13 protein-coding genes and 2 pseudogenes are annotated in these 14,598 nt (G+C 70.2%); 4 read left to right on the forward strand and 11 right to left on the reverse strand.

The window, feature by feature from the left end; genetic code table 11:
* Positions 1 to 738 precede the first annotated feature (738 nt).
* Positions 739 to 1,473, reverse strand: coding sequence for a formylglycine-generating enzyme family protein (locus IE226_RS40295; RefSeq protein WP_190086493.1), 735 nt, complete (start codon positions 1,471 to 1,473; stop codon positions 739 to 741).
* Between the two features lie 389 nt (positions 1,474 to 1,862).
* Positions 1,863 to 2,195, reverse strand: a complete 333-nt coding sequence (locus IE226_RS40300; RefSeq protein ID WP_190086494.1) for a hypothetical protein — start codon at positions 2,193 to 2,195, stop codon at positions 1,863 to 1,865.
* An 862-nt stretch (positions 2,196 to 3,057) separates the two neighbouring features.
* On the opposite strand from IE226_RS40300, the gene IE226_RS40305 reads away from it, so the two are divergent.
* Positions 3,058 to 3,327, forward strand: a complete 270-nt coding sequence (locus IE226_RS40305; RefSeq protein ID WP_190086495.1) for a hypothetical protein — start codon at positions 3,058 to 3,060, stop codon at positions 3,325 to 3,327.
* A gap of 144 nt (positions 3,328 to 3,471) precedes the next feature.
* Here IE226_RS40305 and IE226_RS40310 read toward each other — a convergent pair whose 3' ends face one another.
* Both IE226_RS40310 and IE226_RS40315 read right to left on the reverse strand, forming a co-directional pair.
* A complete protein-coding gene (locus IE226_RS40310) occupies positions 3,472 to 3,657 on the reverse strand; it encodes a hypothetical protein (protein WP_190086496.1) in 186 nt (61 codons plus the stop codon).
* Between the two features lie 517 nt (positions 3,658 to 4,174).
* Positions 4,175 to 4,489: a DUF1330 domain-containing protein gene (locus IE226_RS40315; RefSeq protein WP_190086497.1), complete on the reverse strand. Its 315-nt coding sequence runs from the start codon at positions 4,487 to 4,489 to the stop codon at positions 4,175 to 4,177.
* A 188-nt stretch (positions 4,490 to 4,677) separates the two neighbouring features.
* On the opposite strand from IE226_RS40315, the gene IE226_RS40320 reads away from it, so the two are divergent.
* Positions 4,678 to 5,580 (forward strand): LysR family transcriptional regulator, encoded by a 903-nt coding sequence (locus tag IE226_RS40320; RefSeq protein WP_190086498.1) that lies wholly within the window; start codon positions 4,678 to 4,680, stop codon positions 5,578 to 5,580.
* A 165-nt stretch (positions 5,581 to 5,745) separates the two neighbouring features.
* Here the strand turns inward: IE226_RS40320 and IE226_RS40325 are convergent, their stop codons facing one another.
* The 3 genes from IE226_RS40325 to IE226_RS40335 form a co-directional block, all read right to left on the reverse strand.
* The gene (locus tag IE226_RS40325; protein WP_190086499.1) at positions 5,746 to 6,684 is read right to left on the reverse strand and encodes a sigma-70 family RNA polymerase sigma factor; all 939 of its coding nucleotides are present in this window, start codon (positions 6,682 to 6,684) and stop codon (positions 5,746 to 5,748) included.
* A 10-nt stretch (positions 6,685 to 6,694) separates the two neighbouring features.
* Entirely contained in the window at positions 6,695 to 7,885 is a 1,191-nt protein-coding gene (locus IE226_RS40330) for an NAD(P)/FAD-dependent oxidoreductase (RefSeq protein ID WP_190086500.1), read from the reverse strand.
* A gap of 80 nt (positions 7,886 to 7,965) precedes the next feature.
* Entirely contained in the window at positions 7,966 to 8,427 is a 462-nt protein-coding gene (locus IE226_RS40335; RefSeq protein ID WP_190086501.1) for a hypothetical protein, read from the reverse strand.
* Positions 8,428 to 8,929: 502 nt separating this feature from the next.
* Here IE226_RS40335 and IE226_RS40340 point away from each other — a divergent pair.
* A complete protein-coding gene (locus tag IE226_RS40340; protein WP_190086502.1) occupies positions 8,930 to 9,685 on the forward strand; it encodes an alpha/beta fold hydrolase in 756 nt (251 codons plus the stop codon).
* A 513-nt stretch (positions 9,686 to 10,198) separates the two neighbouring features.
* Here IE226_RS40340 and IE226_RS44550 read toward each other — a convergent pair.
* The 4 genes and pseudogenes from IE226_RS44550 to IE226_RS45350 all read right to left on the reverse strand — a co-directional run.
* A pseudogene (locus IE226_RS44550) lies at positions 10,199 to 10,405 on the reverse strand (GNAT family N-acetyltransferase); the annotation flags it as partial.
* Positions 10,406 to 10,456: 51 nt separating this feature from the next.
* Entirely contained in the window at positions 10,457 to 11,776 is a 1,320-nt protein-coding gene (locus IE226_RS40345; RefSeq protein WP_190086503.1) for a UDP-glucose dehydrogenase family protein, read from the reverse strand.
* A gap of 71 nt (positions 11,777 to 11,847) precedes the next feature.
* Positions 11,848 to 12,282, reverse strand: a complete 435-nt coding sequence (locus IE226_RS40350; RefSeq protein WP_190086504.1) for an NUDIX domain-containing protein — start codon at positions 12,280 to 12,282, stop codon at positions 11,848 to 11,850.
* 14 nt (positions 12,283 to 12,296) lie between these two features.
* Positions 12,297 to 12,785 (reverse strand): annotated as a pseudogene (locus IE226_RS45350) (hypothetical protein); the annotation flags it as partial.
* A gap of 229 nt (positions 12,786 to 13,014) precedes the next feature.
* On the opposite strand from IE226_RS45350, the gene IE226_RS40360 reads away from it, so the two are divergent.
* Positions 13,015 to 14,406 (forward strand): NsdA family TPR-like regulatory protein, encoded by a 1,392-nt coding sequence (locus tag IE226_RS40360; RefSeq protein WP_190086505.1) that lies wholly within the window; start codon positions 13,015 to 13,017, stop codon positions 14,404 to 14,406.
* Positions 14,407 to 14,598 lie beyond the last annotated feature (192 nt).

Raw genomic sequence — 14,598 nt, forward strand, 5'->3', positions numbered from 1 at the left:
CGGCGGCGCACCACTCGCGATCATCAAGGAGTACATCGAGAACCAGAAGCGCCCTGGATGAGGTAGACAGTGCAGACCCGTGCGCACGTGCGGGTCAGAGCAGCGTTAAGAAGCGCTTCCGGCCGGCCCTGAAGGGCCGGGGTTCCGCGCTAGATCCCGCTGAAACACCCGGGTCGACAAGATCGCCTGACCGAATAGACGCTGACCTTCGCTTTGCTCGGCCACCGTTTCCCACCGCCGCCCTTGGCCTGACCCCACAGTCAACTAACCAACTACCCGCACAACGAGACCGCACGCAGTCCGGTAAACCGGAAAGACGGGGAACTCACCTTCGAGCGAAACATCATTGAGACGGCCCTGAGGACCCGGCGGATGAGCTCGGCGGACGCCCGGGCGTGGTGCGGGCGGTCGAGTGCGGGGTCGCGGGCCGATATCGCTTAAAGCTGCTGGGCCGGTCTCGGTGAGGCGGCCAAGATGACGGGCGAGCCCTCTGGTCACGTTCCGCACGAACGGCGCCTTGCGGGGCGGTTCGTGCGGGAAGTTTCCGCGGAGTTCGGCCACGTACTTCTTCACGCGTTCTCGCCGCCGGGATAGCCGCGCTCGATGTACTTCCCCGAGCAGGCGACGGGCCACGGGCGACGGCGCAGCCCACCGGAATGCGCACAGGTCGGTACAGCTGTACACGCACGGTCCTGAGGAGATGCCGTCGGCCGTACAAAGCCGGCACGGTGCCCGGTTCTATTCGGCCGGTGCGGCCAGGCGGAAGCCCACGCCGATCGCTTCGAGGTCCGGCTCGTAGGCGCCGTGGCGGCGGGCGCACCGGGCCAGGTCCCGGTCGTGGCAGAACGCGCCGCCCCGGGTGACGTGCCCATCGAAGGCCCAGTCCTCGCTGCGCGGCACCTCGGCGGGCGCGCCGGGGTAGGGAGCGTAGGGGGTAGAGGTCCACTCGTCGGCGTTGCCCGCCATGTCCAGTACCCCGAACGGGCTGGCGCCCCCGGGGAACGAACCGACCGGCGTCGTGGTGCCTATGCCGAGGTCCACCAGATTGGCCAGGCCGGTGCGGTACTTTTCGCCCCACGGGAACTCCCGGCCGTCGTCGCCCCGCGCGGCACGCTCCCACTCGTCTTCCGTGGGCAGCCGCACGGCGAGGCCGAGCCGCTGCCCGAGCCAACGGCAGTAGGCCGTCGCCTCCTCCCGGGCGACCCCGATGACCGGGTGGTCCACCGGCCTCTGCGGGACCGGTCGGCCGCTGTCCGCGGCGAACAGTGCCCACTGGCCGACCGTGACCGGGGTGCGGGCGATCCGGAACGCCGGGACGTGGATCTCCGCGCGCGGAGCTTCTTTCATGTACCACTCCACCGGCACCCCGGTGTCCGCATAGCGGCGGGCCACAGCCGCCACTTCGTCCACCGGCGTACCCCGACGCAGCAACCCGGCCGGAATCCTTACCCAGTCCACCTGCTCCACCCGCATGACTCCTCCTCGGCTTGAACGGACAACCTCATGATCACCTGAGGGTCCGGGGCGGACATCGGCCGATGGACCTACCTCGACAGCGACCTTGGAACCAGGGCACCGGGCCACGGACCAGCTGAACTCCGGCACAACGAGCGGTGTGTGCCCGCGTGCACCGGCCAAGGCGTCTTCATGTGTATGCCGACAGGAGGGTCCGGGAGGCTGGTCGACCGGTCCACCGGCCGACCAGGAGCTCGTCTGCGCTCGCCGCATTCGCGCAGCGGCGGACGGTGCGGGCGAGCCCGAGCCGGCGGGCGATCGTGCGCAGGCCGATGCCTTGGTCGAACTTGGAAGTCAGGCCGGCGTGGCCGCCCGGGCCGATCGGCCCATGCCCAAAGCGGCAGGAACTAGGCGGGGACGGGCGGGCACTCAAGGACCTCGATCGAGTTCCCGGGATGCAGAGCGATATGAGGGTGGTCGAGGAAAAGCCGCGCCGCGTCGTCATGCGCCACGGCCTCCACGATCGCGTATCCGATCTTCGAGTCGGTGAAGTCCTCGATGCCGCCGGCTGTCACCCGCTTCTTGCGATACAGGGGCGCACCGCGGTCGACGAGCGCGTGCTCGTTCCTCTGAGCCCACACCGCCCATGCGTGCATGAACTCGCTTTGCTGCTGTTCGCTGAGCTCTGCCCGCTCGGTGTCGTCTGCCGCGCCATGCAAAATCGCCAGAAACCTACCCACGGACGGAGCATAGGCCACGCCCGAGCAGACACGCCTGGGGCAAACCGGCAGGGCGGGCCTCGCAACAACAAGGAGCCCGCGGGCAAGCACCCCTCGCAAGTCCTGCCCGGCCTCGCCGGGCAGCGGGCCCCCGGGACGCCGCCCTCCCCGGCCTGCACCCGAGGCCGACGGCAGACGCCGCCGCTGCCATCTGTAGGCCACCGGCCCACGGCTGTGACGTGGCGGAAGCGCATCGCGGCCGGCGCCCGCTGCGGGCGGCGGGGCCTTGCGGGTGGCACCGAGAGGAAGTGTCCCGCAAGGCGTTCAGGGACCCTGCCGGGGCGGATGGGAGCTCTCAGCCCCCGGCCACGGCCGCTGCCCGCACCGCGGCGAGAACACAACCCGCGGCAACCGCCAGTATCGCCAACCTCGCCCACCACCACCCCCGCGACACGGCCACCCGCTCCGGAGAGCTGCGATCACCGCCTTCGCACGCCCCGGCACGGCCCTCTTCCTGTTGCGGCCGATGCTGCACGCACCGCCCATGCGCAAGTGAGCCGGCCATCAGCCAGTACACGCCCAGCAGTCGGCCCAGAAAAGTTGGAGGAAAGCGGCCGTCACCATTTGCGTTGTGCTCCATGCCCACGACCAACGAACGCCCGCGCAGTGGAGAAACGGTTCCCGTCCACCCGGTCGCCCGCACTCACCTGCACCGGTGGAGATCGCCCGCAAAACTTGACCGAGTCCATGCTCCGGCGCATCAAGGCCGTCGTGGGCATCGGCGTGAGGGCACCCGGCCCAGAGGCAGCTGATGCCACAGCACCGTCGCCTCCTGCGCGCGTCGAAGCGGCGCCGCGCTGTGCTCGCTCTACGATCAGCGGCTGTGGCACACACCTTCGAAGAGCTCGTCGCGATGCAGCGCGCAGCCGACGCAGCCTATGCGCGGGCCCGGCAGCTACGCGATCAGTACGGTCCGCCGGCCGCCCACCCGTGGTCCGAACAGCAGTCACAGACCTACGAGACGGCCTGGCGTGCGGCGCGAGCTCTGGACCGGGACGCCCACAGCGCTGTCACCGCCTACGCCCAGGCACACGGCGAAGCCCGCCAGGACACCGAAACCCGGGTCAGGAAGGCCGCCGGGCCTCCCGAGTAGCCGCTCGGCGGATACGTCGGCGCCCGCAAGCGGCCGGCCGCTGCTCGGCGCACCACGACTGGACCTGCTGTGTCGCTGGTCGTCGAGCCAGCCAAATACAGGTATTCGTAGGCGCAGAGCATCTTGCTGCCGTAACGCTTTACGTCAGAAGCTGTCGACGAGCAGTATCGCGAGACCGCAGGCCGCCATGAAGGTCACGAAGGGTCTCTTCGCCTTGTAACCGATGACCAGGACGACGAGGGCGAAAAGGCCCAGTGGGTGAAGCTTCCCCTGGTTGAGTCGCTCAAAGACGATGAGGAGGGCGAAGAGTGCGAGGGCGATGAGCGGCACGACGGTCCTCCTTCGAGTGGAAGGGACACAAGGCGCGAACCTGCCCACGAGCCAAATGAATCCCAACAACCCTGTATCACAGCCCAGTTGGGCGGCAAGAGGTAAAGCGGCCGACATGGGTTGTCGACTGTGCCTGTCGTGTTCTCCCGACCCAGGGGGGCTGTCCATACGTCTACCACCAGGCGTTGCGCGAGAGCGAGTGACTGCTGCTGGACGGTGCTGCTCGTGCCGCTCCGGTTCGCCGTGAGCGGGAGCCGATGCGCCGCGCCGAGCGCGGACGTTCCCTTCCCGTACCCCGCATGCCTCCCGCGCACGATGCGGCGCCACCAGCGGATGTTGCAGCCTGCCAGGACGATGCTGGTGGCCGCCCCCGGCCGGTACAGGTGCCCCTCTGCCCGGCACAGCGCCACCGCAGAGCGGGCACCACCCTGCCCGGGCTTTCGGGTGAGGATGGCGCCTGTGGTGCGGCTGGGCGGCCGCCGGCTTACGGATGCTCAGCGATGGCCGGCCCCGCCGGTCAGTCGATGCCGTCGAGGCCGTCGACGATGCGGAAGACGCGCTCGACGCCGTCGGGCAGGGCCACCAGCGCCTTCTGGTATGCCTCGCTCTCGTATGCCGCGACGGCCTGTTCAAAGCTGTCGAACTCGATCAGAACGACGCGTTGCGTGATTCCGGCCTCGTGGGCGACGACTCGACCGCCACGGGAGGGGATCCGGGACAGGGTGCGCCCGCCCCCAGCCCGGACAGCCGGACCGGCCAGCTTGTCGTAGGCGGTGAGCCCCTCAGGGTCGGAGACGGCGGGGTAGACACTGACCCAGTAGCCCTTGGCCATGGAAACCTCCTGTGTCGGGCCGGACACGTCCGACGTCGAATTGACACTCAGATCGATCGATCCCGGCCACAGGTACTGCGGTCAGTCGGATCGCCGTAGGCGCAGGTTAGGGCTTGATGTGCGGTCGGGGGAAAGACCGGTACGGGCTAGGCTCAGAACGGATCGTTATCAATCGGCGGGGAGGGCACGTGGCGCCGGATACGGTGAGCCTGCGGTACTTCCTGGTGCTGGCGCAGGAGTTGAACTTCACCCGCGCGGCCGCGCGGATCGGTATCGCACAGCCCGCACTCAGCGCCCGGATGCGCCGGCTGGAGAAGGAACTTGGTACGGCCCTGCTGGTCCGCAACACTCGTAGCGTCGTATTGACCACGGCCGGTGCGGCTTTGGCGGAGTCCGCGCCGCCCGCGCTGGCGGCGCTGGACCGGGCATGGGACACCGCCCGGAGCGCGGCAGCCGGTGAACTGGGCACGCTGCGCATCGGATACAGCCTCAGCGCCGGGTCCGAGACGGCACCGGCCCTGGTGGACAGGCTGATGCGCGGCACCAGCGGGCTCGAGGTCGGCGCGGTCCCGATGTCGACACCGGAGATCTCCCCCGCGGTCGCCGACGGCCGCATCGATGCCGGGATCACCCGCGGTGAACAGCCGGGCTGTGACGTGCGCCGGTTCCTGCTGCGGCGTGCGCGCATCGGGGTCCAGCTGGCGCAGCACCATCCGCTGGCCGAACACCCGGAGATCGAGATCGCCGACGCGGCCGCGTATCCGCTGCGACTGCCGGAGCGTGCGGCCAACCCCGTGATCCACGATCAGCTGTCCGCACTGTTCCGGGACACCCGACCGCCTCCCCGATTCCACACGCCCGCAGTCTCTTTCGACATGTCTCAGTGCGACCTGCGTGACGGGGTCACCCTCGCTCCGGCCGGAGAAGCCGCGCTCACGGCACAACCGGCCGGGCTCACCTGGCGCCCGCTGCGGGGCGCACCCAGCCTGACGCTCCACCTGGTCCTCCCACGCGAGCAGTCACCGCTACACCGCCGCATCCGTGCCGTCGCCAAAACCCTGGCGCATGAGCTGCACTGGCTGGCGGACTGACACGCAAGAAGTCAGCGATCACCGGCTGTAGTTGACGATGGTCTGGAGGCCACGCTCCGCTCGTGCCTCAGCCGTCACCTCGTACACCGCCACCGCTGCCGCTGCCGCCGCCAAGGGGGCGCCGCCCTCGCTCCGGCCCGGGTCACGGGATGCCGGTGGCGCTGATCACCATGCGCTGATGACCGGCGCTTCGGGCTCGTGCCGCCGCCACGCCTCGTTGAGGCGTGCGAGCCGGTCTGCGGCAGCGATGCCGCGCAGGGACGCGATCCTGCCGTCGCTGACCTCGAATGCCACGGCGCCCACGACCCGGCCGTCGATGACGGCGACGACGGCCGGGGAGCCGTTGAGACGCGCGATATGCATCGCGGGCGAGCCGCCGGCCATCCGCCGCTTCGCCGGCGTGGGCTTGAAGCCGGCCCGTACGTAGGCGGCGACCCGCTCCCGCGTCGTGTAACGCAACAGCCGCCTGGCGAGTCCGGCGCCGTCCGAGAGTGCTGTCACGTCGTCGGTGAGGAGCGCCACCAGCCGTTCGGTACGCCCCGATGTGGCGGCGGCGAGGAACTCCTCGACGACGCGGCGTGCGGACGCGGGATCGGTCTCGCCGCCGCGGCGCCGCTCGGCGGCGACACGGACGCGGGAGCGGTGGGCATGCTGCTGGCTCGCTGACTGGGTGATGTCGAGGATTCCGGCGATCTCGGCGTGGCTGTACGAGAAGGCCTCGCGCAGGACGTAGACGGCCCGCTCGACCGGCGCGAGACGCTCCAGAAGGGTCAGTACGGCCAAGGACACCGATTCGCGCTGCTCGAAGGTCTCGGCAGGGCCGAGCATCGGGTCGCCCTCCAGGAGCGGCTCGGGCAACCAGGCACCAGCCGCTCGCTCGTGGCGTACCTGCGCCGAGCGGAGCCGGTCGAGGCAGAGGTTGGTGATGACCTTGGTCAGCCACGCTTCCGGCACATCAACTCGTTCGCGGTCCGCGGCCTGCCAGCGCAGGAATGTGTCCTGCACGGCGTCCTCGGCGTCGGCGGCCGAGCCGAGCAGACGGTACGCGAGCGAGGCCAGCCGGCCCCGGCTGGCCTCGAACCGATCGATGGCTGCGTTGTCCATGCGCAGCAGCCTATGCGGCGGCCCTCACACCGGCCCGGTCGGGCTCGGTGGCCAGGCGGCGCTTGCGCTTGGGCATGCCGAAAGTCGGGTGGGCGATGCCGAATCCGGCGCCCTTGAGCACGCCCGTCTTGAACCACGCGGCGGGCCTGCCGCCCAGGTACCAGGACTTCGAGAGGACGTCCCCGTCCACCATCTGGAAGATCGCGTCCCGGCGCCCGAGGCTGATGTGGTTGCCGTAGTACTTCAGCCCGACGGTCGGAACCTCACTGCCTGTCAGGCGCGCGATGATCGCGGCGGTCGCCTGCATGTTGGTGAAGCCTGCCGACGCACAGGACATCGGCAGTGGCCGGCCGTTCTCGCCGATCGCGTAGGCGCAGTCACCGGCGGCGTAGACGTCCGGGTGCGAGAGCGAGCGCATGGTGCGGTCGACGAGGATCTGGCCGGTCTCGGCGACCTCCAGACCACTGGCGGCCGCGATGGGGTGCACGGCGAACCCGGCCGACCACACGGTCACGTCGGCCGGGATCGACCTGCCGTCGGCGGCGATCGCCCGTGTCGGCTCGACGGCTTCGATGCCGGTGTGCTCGTGGACACTGACGCCGAGCCGGTCGAAGGCCCGGCGCAGGTGACGGCGGGCCTTCGGGGAGAGCCAGGCGCCCAGCTCGCCGCGGGCGGCGAGCGCGACCGAGAGATCGGGCCGGGACTCGGCGAACTCGGTGGCGGTCTCGATGCCGGTCAGCCCCTCGCCCACGACCAGCACGGCGGCGCCCTCGCCCAGGTAGGCCAGGCGCTCGCGCAGCCGCAGCGCCGAGGACCGGCCGGTCACATCAAAGGCGTACTCGGCCACACCGGGGACGCCATGGTCGGCCACGGAACTACCGAGCGCGTAGAGCAATGTGTCGTACGCGAGCTCGCCGTCGCCGTCCTCGCCGGTCACAGCGACGGTCTTGCGCTCGGGGTCGACGCCGGTGACGCGGGCCAGTCGCAGTCGCACCCCGGTGCCCGCGAATACGTCGGCGAGGTTGCGGAATTTGACGTCCTGGCCGATCGCGAGCTGGTGCAGCCGCATCCGCTCGACGAAGTGGGGCGCGGCGTTGACAACGGTTACCTCGGTATCAGCGGGGGCGAGTCGGCGGGCCAGGTTTCCGGCGGCAAAGGCCCCGGCGTATCCGGCGCCGAGTATGACGATGCGGTGCTTCATTGGTTGCTCCCTGTTCGGTTCGCGTGGCCCTTGAACGGGACAGCGCCCCGATTGCCGACAGGAGCCGGGTGTGACGTGGGTCACCCCGCCGTCAGCGCCGAGGGAGCCATCACCACCGAGGGCGACAACCTGGCCGTCTGGTGCAAGGCCGGAGCCAAGATGATCTTCGGCCAGAAGGCCGCCCCGGAGCCGGAAGCGGCGGCGACGGCCGGGAGTTGCTGTCCGACCCCGCCTTCCTGCGCCGCGCTCTCGCCGTCGCCGAACGCCACTGGCACGGGGCCGCGCGCCGGGACGTTCGCGGCGGCGGGGGTGACGCACTCGGGCGCTGGAACCACGCCACCGCCGCGGCCCTCGCCCTGGTCGAGGCGAGTCGGGGCGTACACGGTAGGCCGGCCGCAGACGCCTTCGCCGCGGTCTGCGCACAGGTCACCGACCCGGGCACCCTCGCGATCCTGGACGATCTGCGCCCCTTGTTCCTGCTCGATCGGCCGACCCCGCTCGGCGGGCTCCTCTTGGCCGAAGGCGCCCTCACCGCCAAACACGTCCGCTCGCCGCCCGCCCCCCTGCGCGACCTGCCGGGGCGACTCGCACCGCACGGGTCAAGCGGCCACTGGTCATGGTCGCCGGCAGTATCGCCGTGTGCGGGACCAGCGAACTTGGTTGTGGGTCTCTGGACGGGGAGGGTCTGGCAGCGAAGGCTGACCAGAGAAGCGCAGGGGCCTACCTTCAGCAGGCTGCGGCGGTCACGGCAAGGACATCGCCGCAGCGTGAACGCTGCACACGGCGCGGCGCCCGGCGATCGTCCCCCGAACCCCCTGGCATAAACGATGAGCGTCCTTCGGCCGCCCCGACCGCGGGAGGCGCCGGACGCAACGAGCCCGGGTTCGCAACTCCTCCCCCAGGGAAAGGATGCAGGGGCCGGACCACGGCCTTCGGACGGGACGCACGGCACGGCACGGCACGGACGAAGGTTGCTTCACAGGGCGCGGGCCCATGGGTGCCGGCGCGCTCCCCGCCGCCCACCACCACAGGAGGAACCCGCCCATGAGCATCGCCCACCGCCTGATCGGTTCCGGTGACCACAAGGTCCTCGTGCTCCACGACTGGTTCGGCACCAGCGCCGGCTGGGGCTCCTTCCTGGACTACCTGGACACCGACACCTTCAGCTACGCCTTCATCGACTACCGCGGCTACGGCGACCGCAAGGACGTCACCGGCGCCTACACACTCGCCGAGATCGCCGACGACACCCTCGCCCTGGCCGACGAACTCGGCTGGGAGCGGTTCTCCCTCGTCGGCCACTCCATGGGCGGCAAAGCCGTCCAGCAGGTGCTCTCCCAAGCCCCGCAGCGGGTGCAGAAGCTGGTCGGCCTCGCTCCCGTCCCCGCCGGGCCCTACCCGTTGGACAGCGACGGCGAGGCACTCTTCTACGGCGCGGCACAGGACCCCGCCAAACGGCACGCCATCGTGGACCTGGTCACCGGGCAACGGGCGAGCCGGGTATGGACCGACCTGATGGTCGAGCGCTCCCTGCAGCTCTCCGCCCGCGAAGCATTCGGCGCCTACGTCAAAGACTGGGTCACCGCCGACCTCACCGAAAAGATCACCGGCAACCCCCTCCCCGTCAAAGTCATCGTCGGCGAGCACGATCTCGCGCTGACCGCCGACGTGATGCGCGGGACCTGGCTCGCCCACTACCCGAACGCGGAGCTGGAGGAGATCGCCAACAGCGGCCACTACCCCATGCACGAAACCCCGGTAGCGCTGGCGACCTCACTCGAGACGTTCCTGCGCGCCTGAACCCGCCAGAGCGATCCCGCGAAGCGCGCAGCCCCGGACCAGGCCGTGCCCTGACTGCCGTTGACCCCGACCGTCCACCCCCGGCACGCACGACGCGCCCGGACCACCCAAGAAGGACACCGCCGCGGCCAGTCCCCCACCAACCCGCACCGCTCGCGCGTCCGGCGCCCCGGTATGGACCCCTCGCAGGCGCCGGCGCCGGAACCGATACACGCGGCAGCGGCGGGAAAAGCCCCGGAAGGAACGTGTGCGCCTGCGCACAAGCGGACCCTGCCCGTTCTCCATCCGAGGGGATCAACGAAACGTGACCGGTACGACGACAGCGGCTACCAGGAGACTGCCGAGCGCGCGAACCCCCTGACAGGGCTCGCCCCGAGGCCATCAGGCCGACAGCGGCGCTCACCGCTGCTGCGGTCGCCCTCGTGTCTCTGTTCATGCTCGTGCCGCTGGCCGCCCTCGTCGCGCAGCGGCGCATCACGCCTCCTCGTAGTGGCGGGCCCGTCCGCCCCGACGTCACCCAGGCCGGGTAGATCGAGGGATCATCACCGAGAGCGCGGCCGAGGCTGCTGAGGGCTGGCTCTGCCCGATGCCCTCATAGCCCCACGCCCGGTACAGCGCGTGGACCTTGCCGTCACCGTCCCCTTTGCTGACCATGAGCGTCACGTAGGGCTCGCTGCGGCCTGCGAGCAGGGCGTCATGGTTGCGCCGCGCGGTACCCGCGCCAGCCTCGACCGGTCAGGACGACGCGCCGGGCTGGATCGAACCGCAGGTTCAGGGTCGTCCAAGGGCGCGAAAGGTCCATCCGGCTTCGCGCCAGTGGTCCGCGTTGAGGGTGCTGCGGCCGTCGATGACGCGCGGGGTTGCGCTGCTGGTGGCGAGGCGGTGCGGGTCGAGGTGGGAGTACTGCGGCCACTCGGTCAGGTGCAGCAGCAGGTCGGCGTCCTGGACGGCGGCGATCGGATCGTCGATGTAGTTGAGCTCGGGGTGGACCTTGCGGGCGTTGTCCAGGGCACGGGGGTCGGTGACGGTGACGATCGCACCGAGCTCGTGGAGCTTGTGGGCGACGGCCAGGGCGGGTGAGTCGCGGATGTCGTCGGTGTCCGGCTTGAACGCAGCGCCCCAGACGGTGATGCGCTTGCCTGCGAGGTTGCCGTCGCACTGTTCGCGGGCGAGGTCGACCATGCGCTCGCGCCGCCGGCTGTTGATCGCGTCGACCTCGCGGAGGATCGACGCGGCCTGGTCGGCGCCGAGTTCACCGGCGCGGGACGTGAAGCCGCGGATGTCCTTGGGCAGGCAGCCGCCGCCGAAGCCGAGTCCGGGCCGCATCCCGTGGGGGCCGATACGGACGTCGTGGCCGAGGATCTCGGCGAGCGTGGTGACGTCGGCGCCGGAGGCTTCGCAGACCTCCGCGATTGCGTTGATGAAGCTGATCTTCGTGGCGAGGAAGGCGTTCGCGGAGGCCTTGGCGAGCTCGGCGGTCGCCCAGTCGGTGATGATCGTCGGCGTCCCCGACTCGATGATCTTCTCGAAGCACTGCCGCAGGACGGCTTCGGCCCGGGAGTGCCCGTTTTCGAAGCCGAGGACGAGCCGGTCGGGACGCAGAGTGTCCTCGAGGGCGAACGACTCGCGCAGGAACTCCGGGTTCCAGGCGACCTCGACCCGCTCGCCTGCCGGTGCCAACTCGTGGAGGAGATCGCGGACGCGGGGTGCGGTGCCGACCGGGACCGTGGACTTCACCGCGACGACGGCCGGCCGCTTGAGGCGGGAGGCGAGCTGGCGGACGGCCGTGAACAGGTGAGAGAGGTCATAGGCGTTCACGCCGGGCTGCTGTGGGGTGCCGACGCCGATGAAGTGGAGGTCGCCGAAGGCGGCGGCCTCCGCGTAGGAGGCGGTGAACCGCAGACGGCCGCTGGCAGTGTGCTGAGCGATGAGGTCGTCGAGGCCCTGTTCGTGGATGGGGGCCTTGCCGGAGTTGAGGACGGCGACCTTGTCCATGTCGCAGTCCATGCCGAGGACTTCGTGGCCGAGTTCGGCCATGCAGGCGGCGTGGGTGGCGCCGAGGTAGCCGCAGCCGATGACGGTGAGTTTCATGAGCGGGTGTCCCTTTGCGAGGCGGGGCCGTCCGCGGCCCCGCCTCTGCCCCGCCCTGCCGGGCGGGGTGGTCAGGCGGGCCGGGTGGCCAGATAGCGGGTGATCCCGTCCCGGATGAACGGCGGGATCGTACGGAATTCGAGGTCCTTTGGAGCGAAAAACTGGAGCTTGACGCCCTCGGAGAGCGGGAGTTCGGCCTCGTCGCCGTTCCAGGCGGCACTGAAGAACGTGATCAGCTGCCCGGAGCCGTGCTCGTCGCGGATCTCGAACAGCTCGGACAGGCCGTCGCCGTCCAGGCCGGCTTCTCCGTCGAGTTCGCGGACGATCGCGGCGGCCGGTTCCTCGCCGGGGTCGCAGCCCCCTCCCAGAACACTCCAGTGGCCCGGCCACGCGATGCCGGGCAGGTCGTCACGGAGGTGGAGGAGGAGTTCGCCGCGGCGGTTGGCGATAATCGCGACCGCCCCACGGGTGGTGGCCGGGAGACCGGCAGTGGCGTCCTGGTGCATCCGGCCAGGAACAGCCTGCCGACACGCGGGTCGTAGACGGCGAGGGCGAACATGCCGTCCAGTCCGCCCAGGCAGGACGGTCCGAACTTGGCCCGGGCCCACAGAACGAAATGCGCGTCCGACTCCTGGTGCCCGAGCGGGATACCCCAGGCAGCCGCCTGCTGGCGGTAGTTGTAGATCTCACCGTTGAAGGCCGGCAGCGCCCCGGACCCGCGGTCGAGGTAGGGGCCGGGCATGGCCTGCGGGTCGACGATCAGCAGCGTGTTCATGGCCGGCACCGCCCGCCCGTCAGAGCTGGCCGTGTGCACAGTGCCGTCCGGACCGCGGTGGGCCCCCGAGGCGCCCATGGCGCCGACCGTACGCTCGTGCCGGAGTGCGTCTCCTCCGGCCAGTCCTGCGATTCCGCACATATCTGGTACACCCCCCACAAGTGGTGATGCCTTGGCGGCGGCTGCCGCCGGAAGGAAACCGGTTCCGGCACCGGCGGTGGCCCGGGCTCTCATCACAGCCGTCCGGCAAGAGCGGGGGGAGGGCTCGCAGGGGGGCTCACAACTCGCAAACAGGGTTCGCAGCCGGGCCAGGAGGCATATCGTCAGGGACCCATCACCCGGAACATGTACAGCTCTTCAACCGCGGCGAGTGCGCACCTTGTGCTCCACCGAGTACGGACCTGCGTGCTCAACTGCTTGTCCGAGTCGTTGCGTGGTCCGCTCACCGGCAAGGGAGAAGGTCGTGGCATCGGCCCCCCGCCGGCCCCGTCCGCCCAACGCGGACCTGGCCCGGCTCATCGAAGCCAGCGGCGCGAGCCACAAATCTCTGGCTCTGCGCGTCAACCAGCTCGCCCGTGCCGCCGGGATAGAGACCGACTACTCCCACACCTCCGTCGCGAACTGGTGCCGCCGCGGGATGACGCCGAAATGGCCGGCCCCCAGGCTGCTGGCGCAGGCCATCGGCGAGAGGCTCGCACGGCCTGTCAAACTGAACGAGATCGGTATGGGCGAGGCGCAGACAACCGACGCGGATGTGGGGTTGGGTTTTCCGCGAGACCCCGCCGACGCCGTCCGCGTCGCCACTTCGTTCTGGAGCTCCGTGAACCGCCGCGACTTTATGGCCGGATCCGGCTTCGCCGCGTCCGCCTTCACCACCCCCGTCACCCGCTGGCTCGTCACCCCCGCCGACGAGACCGCAGGCCACCAAGGCGGTGGGCAGGTCGGCCGGGCCGACCTCGACGAACTGCGCGGGGCCGCCGATGAGGCAAGAAGGTGGGACTCCAGATACGGCGGCGGGAACTGGAAGGCCAACTCCGTCACCGACTGCCTCGACCACCGCGCCGGGCCCCTGTTGCAGGGCAGCTTCAGCGACGGGATCGGCCGCGAACTCTTCTCCGTGACCGCCGAGCTGTCCAGGCTCGCCGGATGGACGGCCTTCGACGTCGGCCGGCACGATGCCGCCCAGCGGCACTTCATCCAGGCCCTTCGCCTCGCCCGCGCAGGCGGCGACGTGCAGCTGGGCTGCTATGTCCTGACCACCATGGCCATGCAGTGCCTGATGCGCGGCTTCGCGTCGGAGGCGGTGGATATGGCCCAAGGCGCCTTCGAACGGGCCAAGAGGCTGGCCGTTCCCCGCGTGCTGGCCTTCACCAAGCTCATCGAGGCCCGTGCCCATGCCCGCGACAACGATCCCCGGGCCGCGTCCCGGGCGCTGAAAGCCTCCGAAGACCTGTTGGGCCGGGCGAAGGACGACAGCGGCGACGAGCCCGCCTGGATCGACTTCTATCACCATGCCCGCCTTTCCGCGGACGCCGCCGAAGTCTTCCGTGACCTGAAGAACCCCAAGGCCGCCCTCGACTGGAATCAACAGGCTTCCGCCATGGCGCCCGGGGTGTTCACCCGCTCCGTCGGCATGCGGCTCGCCATCGTCGCAACCGCCCACCTCCAGGCTCGCGACCTCGACCATGGTCTGGAGCTCGGCAACCGGTCCGTCGACATCCTGACCCGTGTCCAGTCGAGCCGGGCCAAGGACTACGTCCGGGAGTTCAACGCAGCACTGGCGCCCTGGCGACGTGAGCCCGCCGTCCGGGAATTCCTCCACAGGACCCGTAAGGACCTCGGCGTTGTCGCCTGAACAACCGGCTCGCCCTTCCCGGGTGGCTCGCGAGACTCCTCCGGCAGGGCGATGAGTCGCTTAGCCTCCTCCATGGGGCTCTCCGTGGGCCGTCAGCGCAGGACGCAGCGTCCACCACAGCAGATCGTTCCCTGCCCACCGGGGATCAACGACGGTCTGTACCCGACCGATAGGCCGGCCGTTTAGCGAGGA

It is taken from the genome of Streptomyces longisporoflavus, from assembly GCF_014649775.1.
GTDB lineage: Bacteria > Actinomycetota > Actinomycetes > Streptomycetales > Streptomycetaceae > Streptomyces > Streptomyces longisporoflavus.

What these genes read in the sequence shown, in the direction of transcription:
- IE226_RS40295 (WP_190086493.1), bottom strand. Translation starts at nt 1,473, where the DNA reads ATGCGGGTGGAGCAGGTGGACTGGGTAAGGATTCCGGCCGGGTTGCTG.
- IE226_RS40345 (WP_190086503.1), bottom strand. Translation starts at nt 11,776, where the DNA reads ATGAAACTCACCGTCATCGGCTGCGGCTACCTCGGCGCCACCCACGCC.
- IE226_RS40315 (WP_190086497.1), bottom strand. Translation starts at nt 4,489, where the DNA reads ATGGCCAAGGGCTACTGGGTCAGTGTCTACCCCGCCGTCTCCGACCCT.
- IE226_RS40330 (WP_190086500.1), bottom strand. Translation starts at nt 7,885, where the DNA reads ATGAAGCACCGCATCGTCATACTCGGCGCCGGATACGCCGGGGCCTTT.
- IE226_RS40350 (WP_190086504.1), bottom strand. Translation starts at nt 12,282, where the DNA reads ATGCACCAGGACGCCACTGCCGGTCTCCCGGCCACCACCCGTGGGGCG.
- IE226_RS40340 (WP_190086502.1), top strand. Translation starts at nt 8,930, where the DNA reads ATGAGCATCGCCCACCGCCTGATCGGTTCCGGTGACCACAAGGTCCTC.
- IE226_RS40325 (WP_190086499.1), bottom strand. Translation starts at nt 6,684, where the DNA reads ATGGACAACGCAGCCATCGATCGGTTCGAGGCCAGCCGGGGCCGGCTG.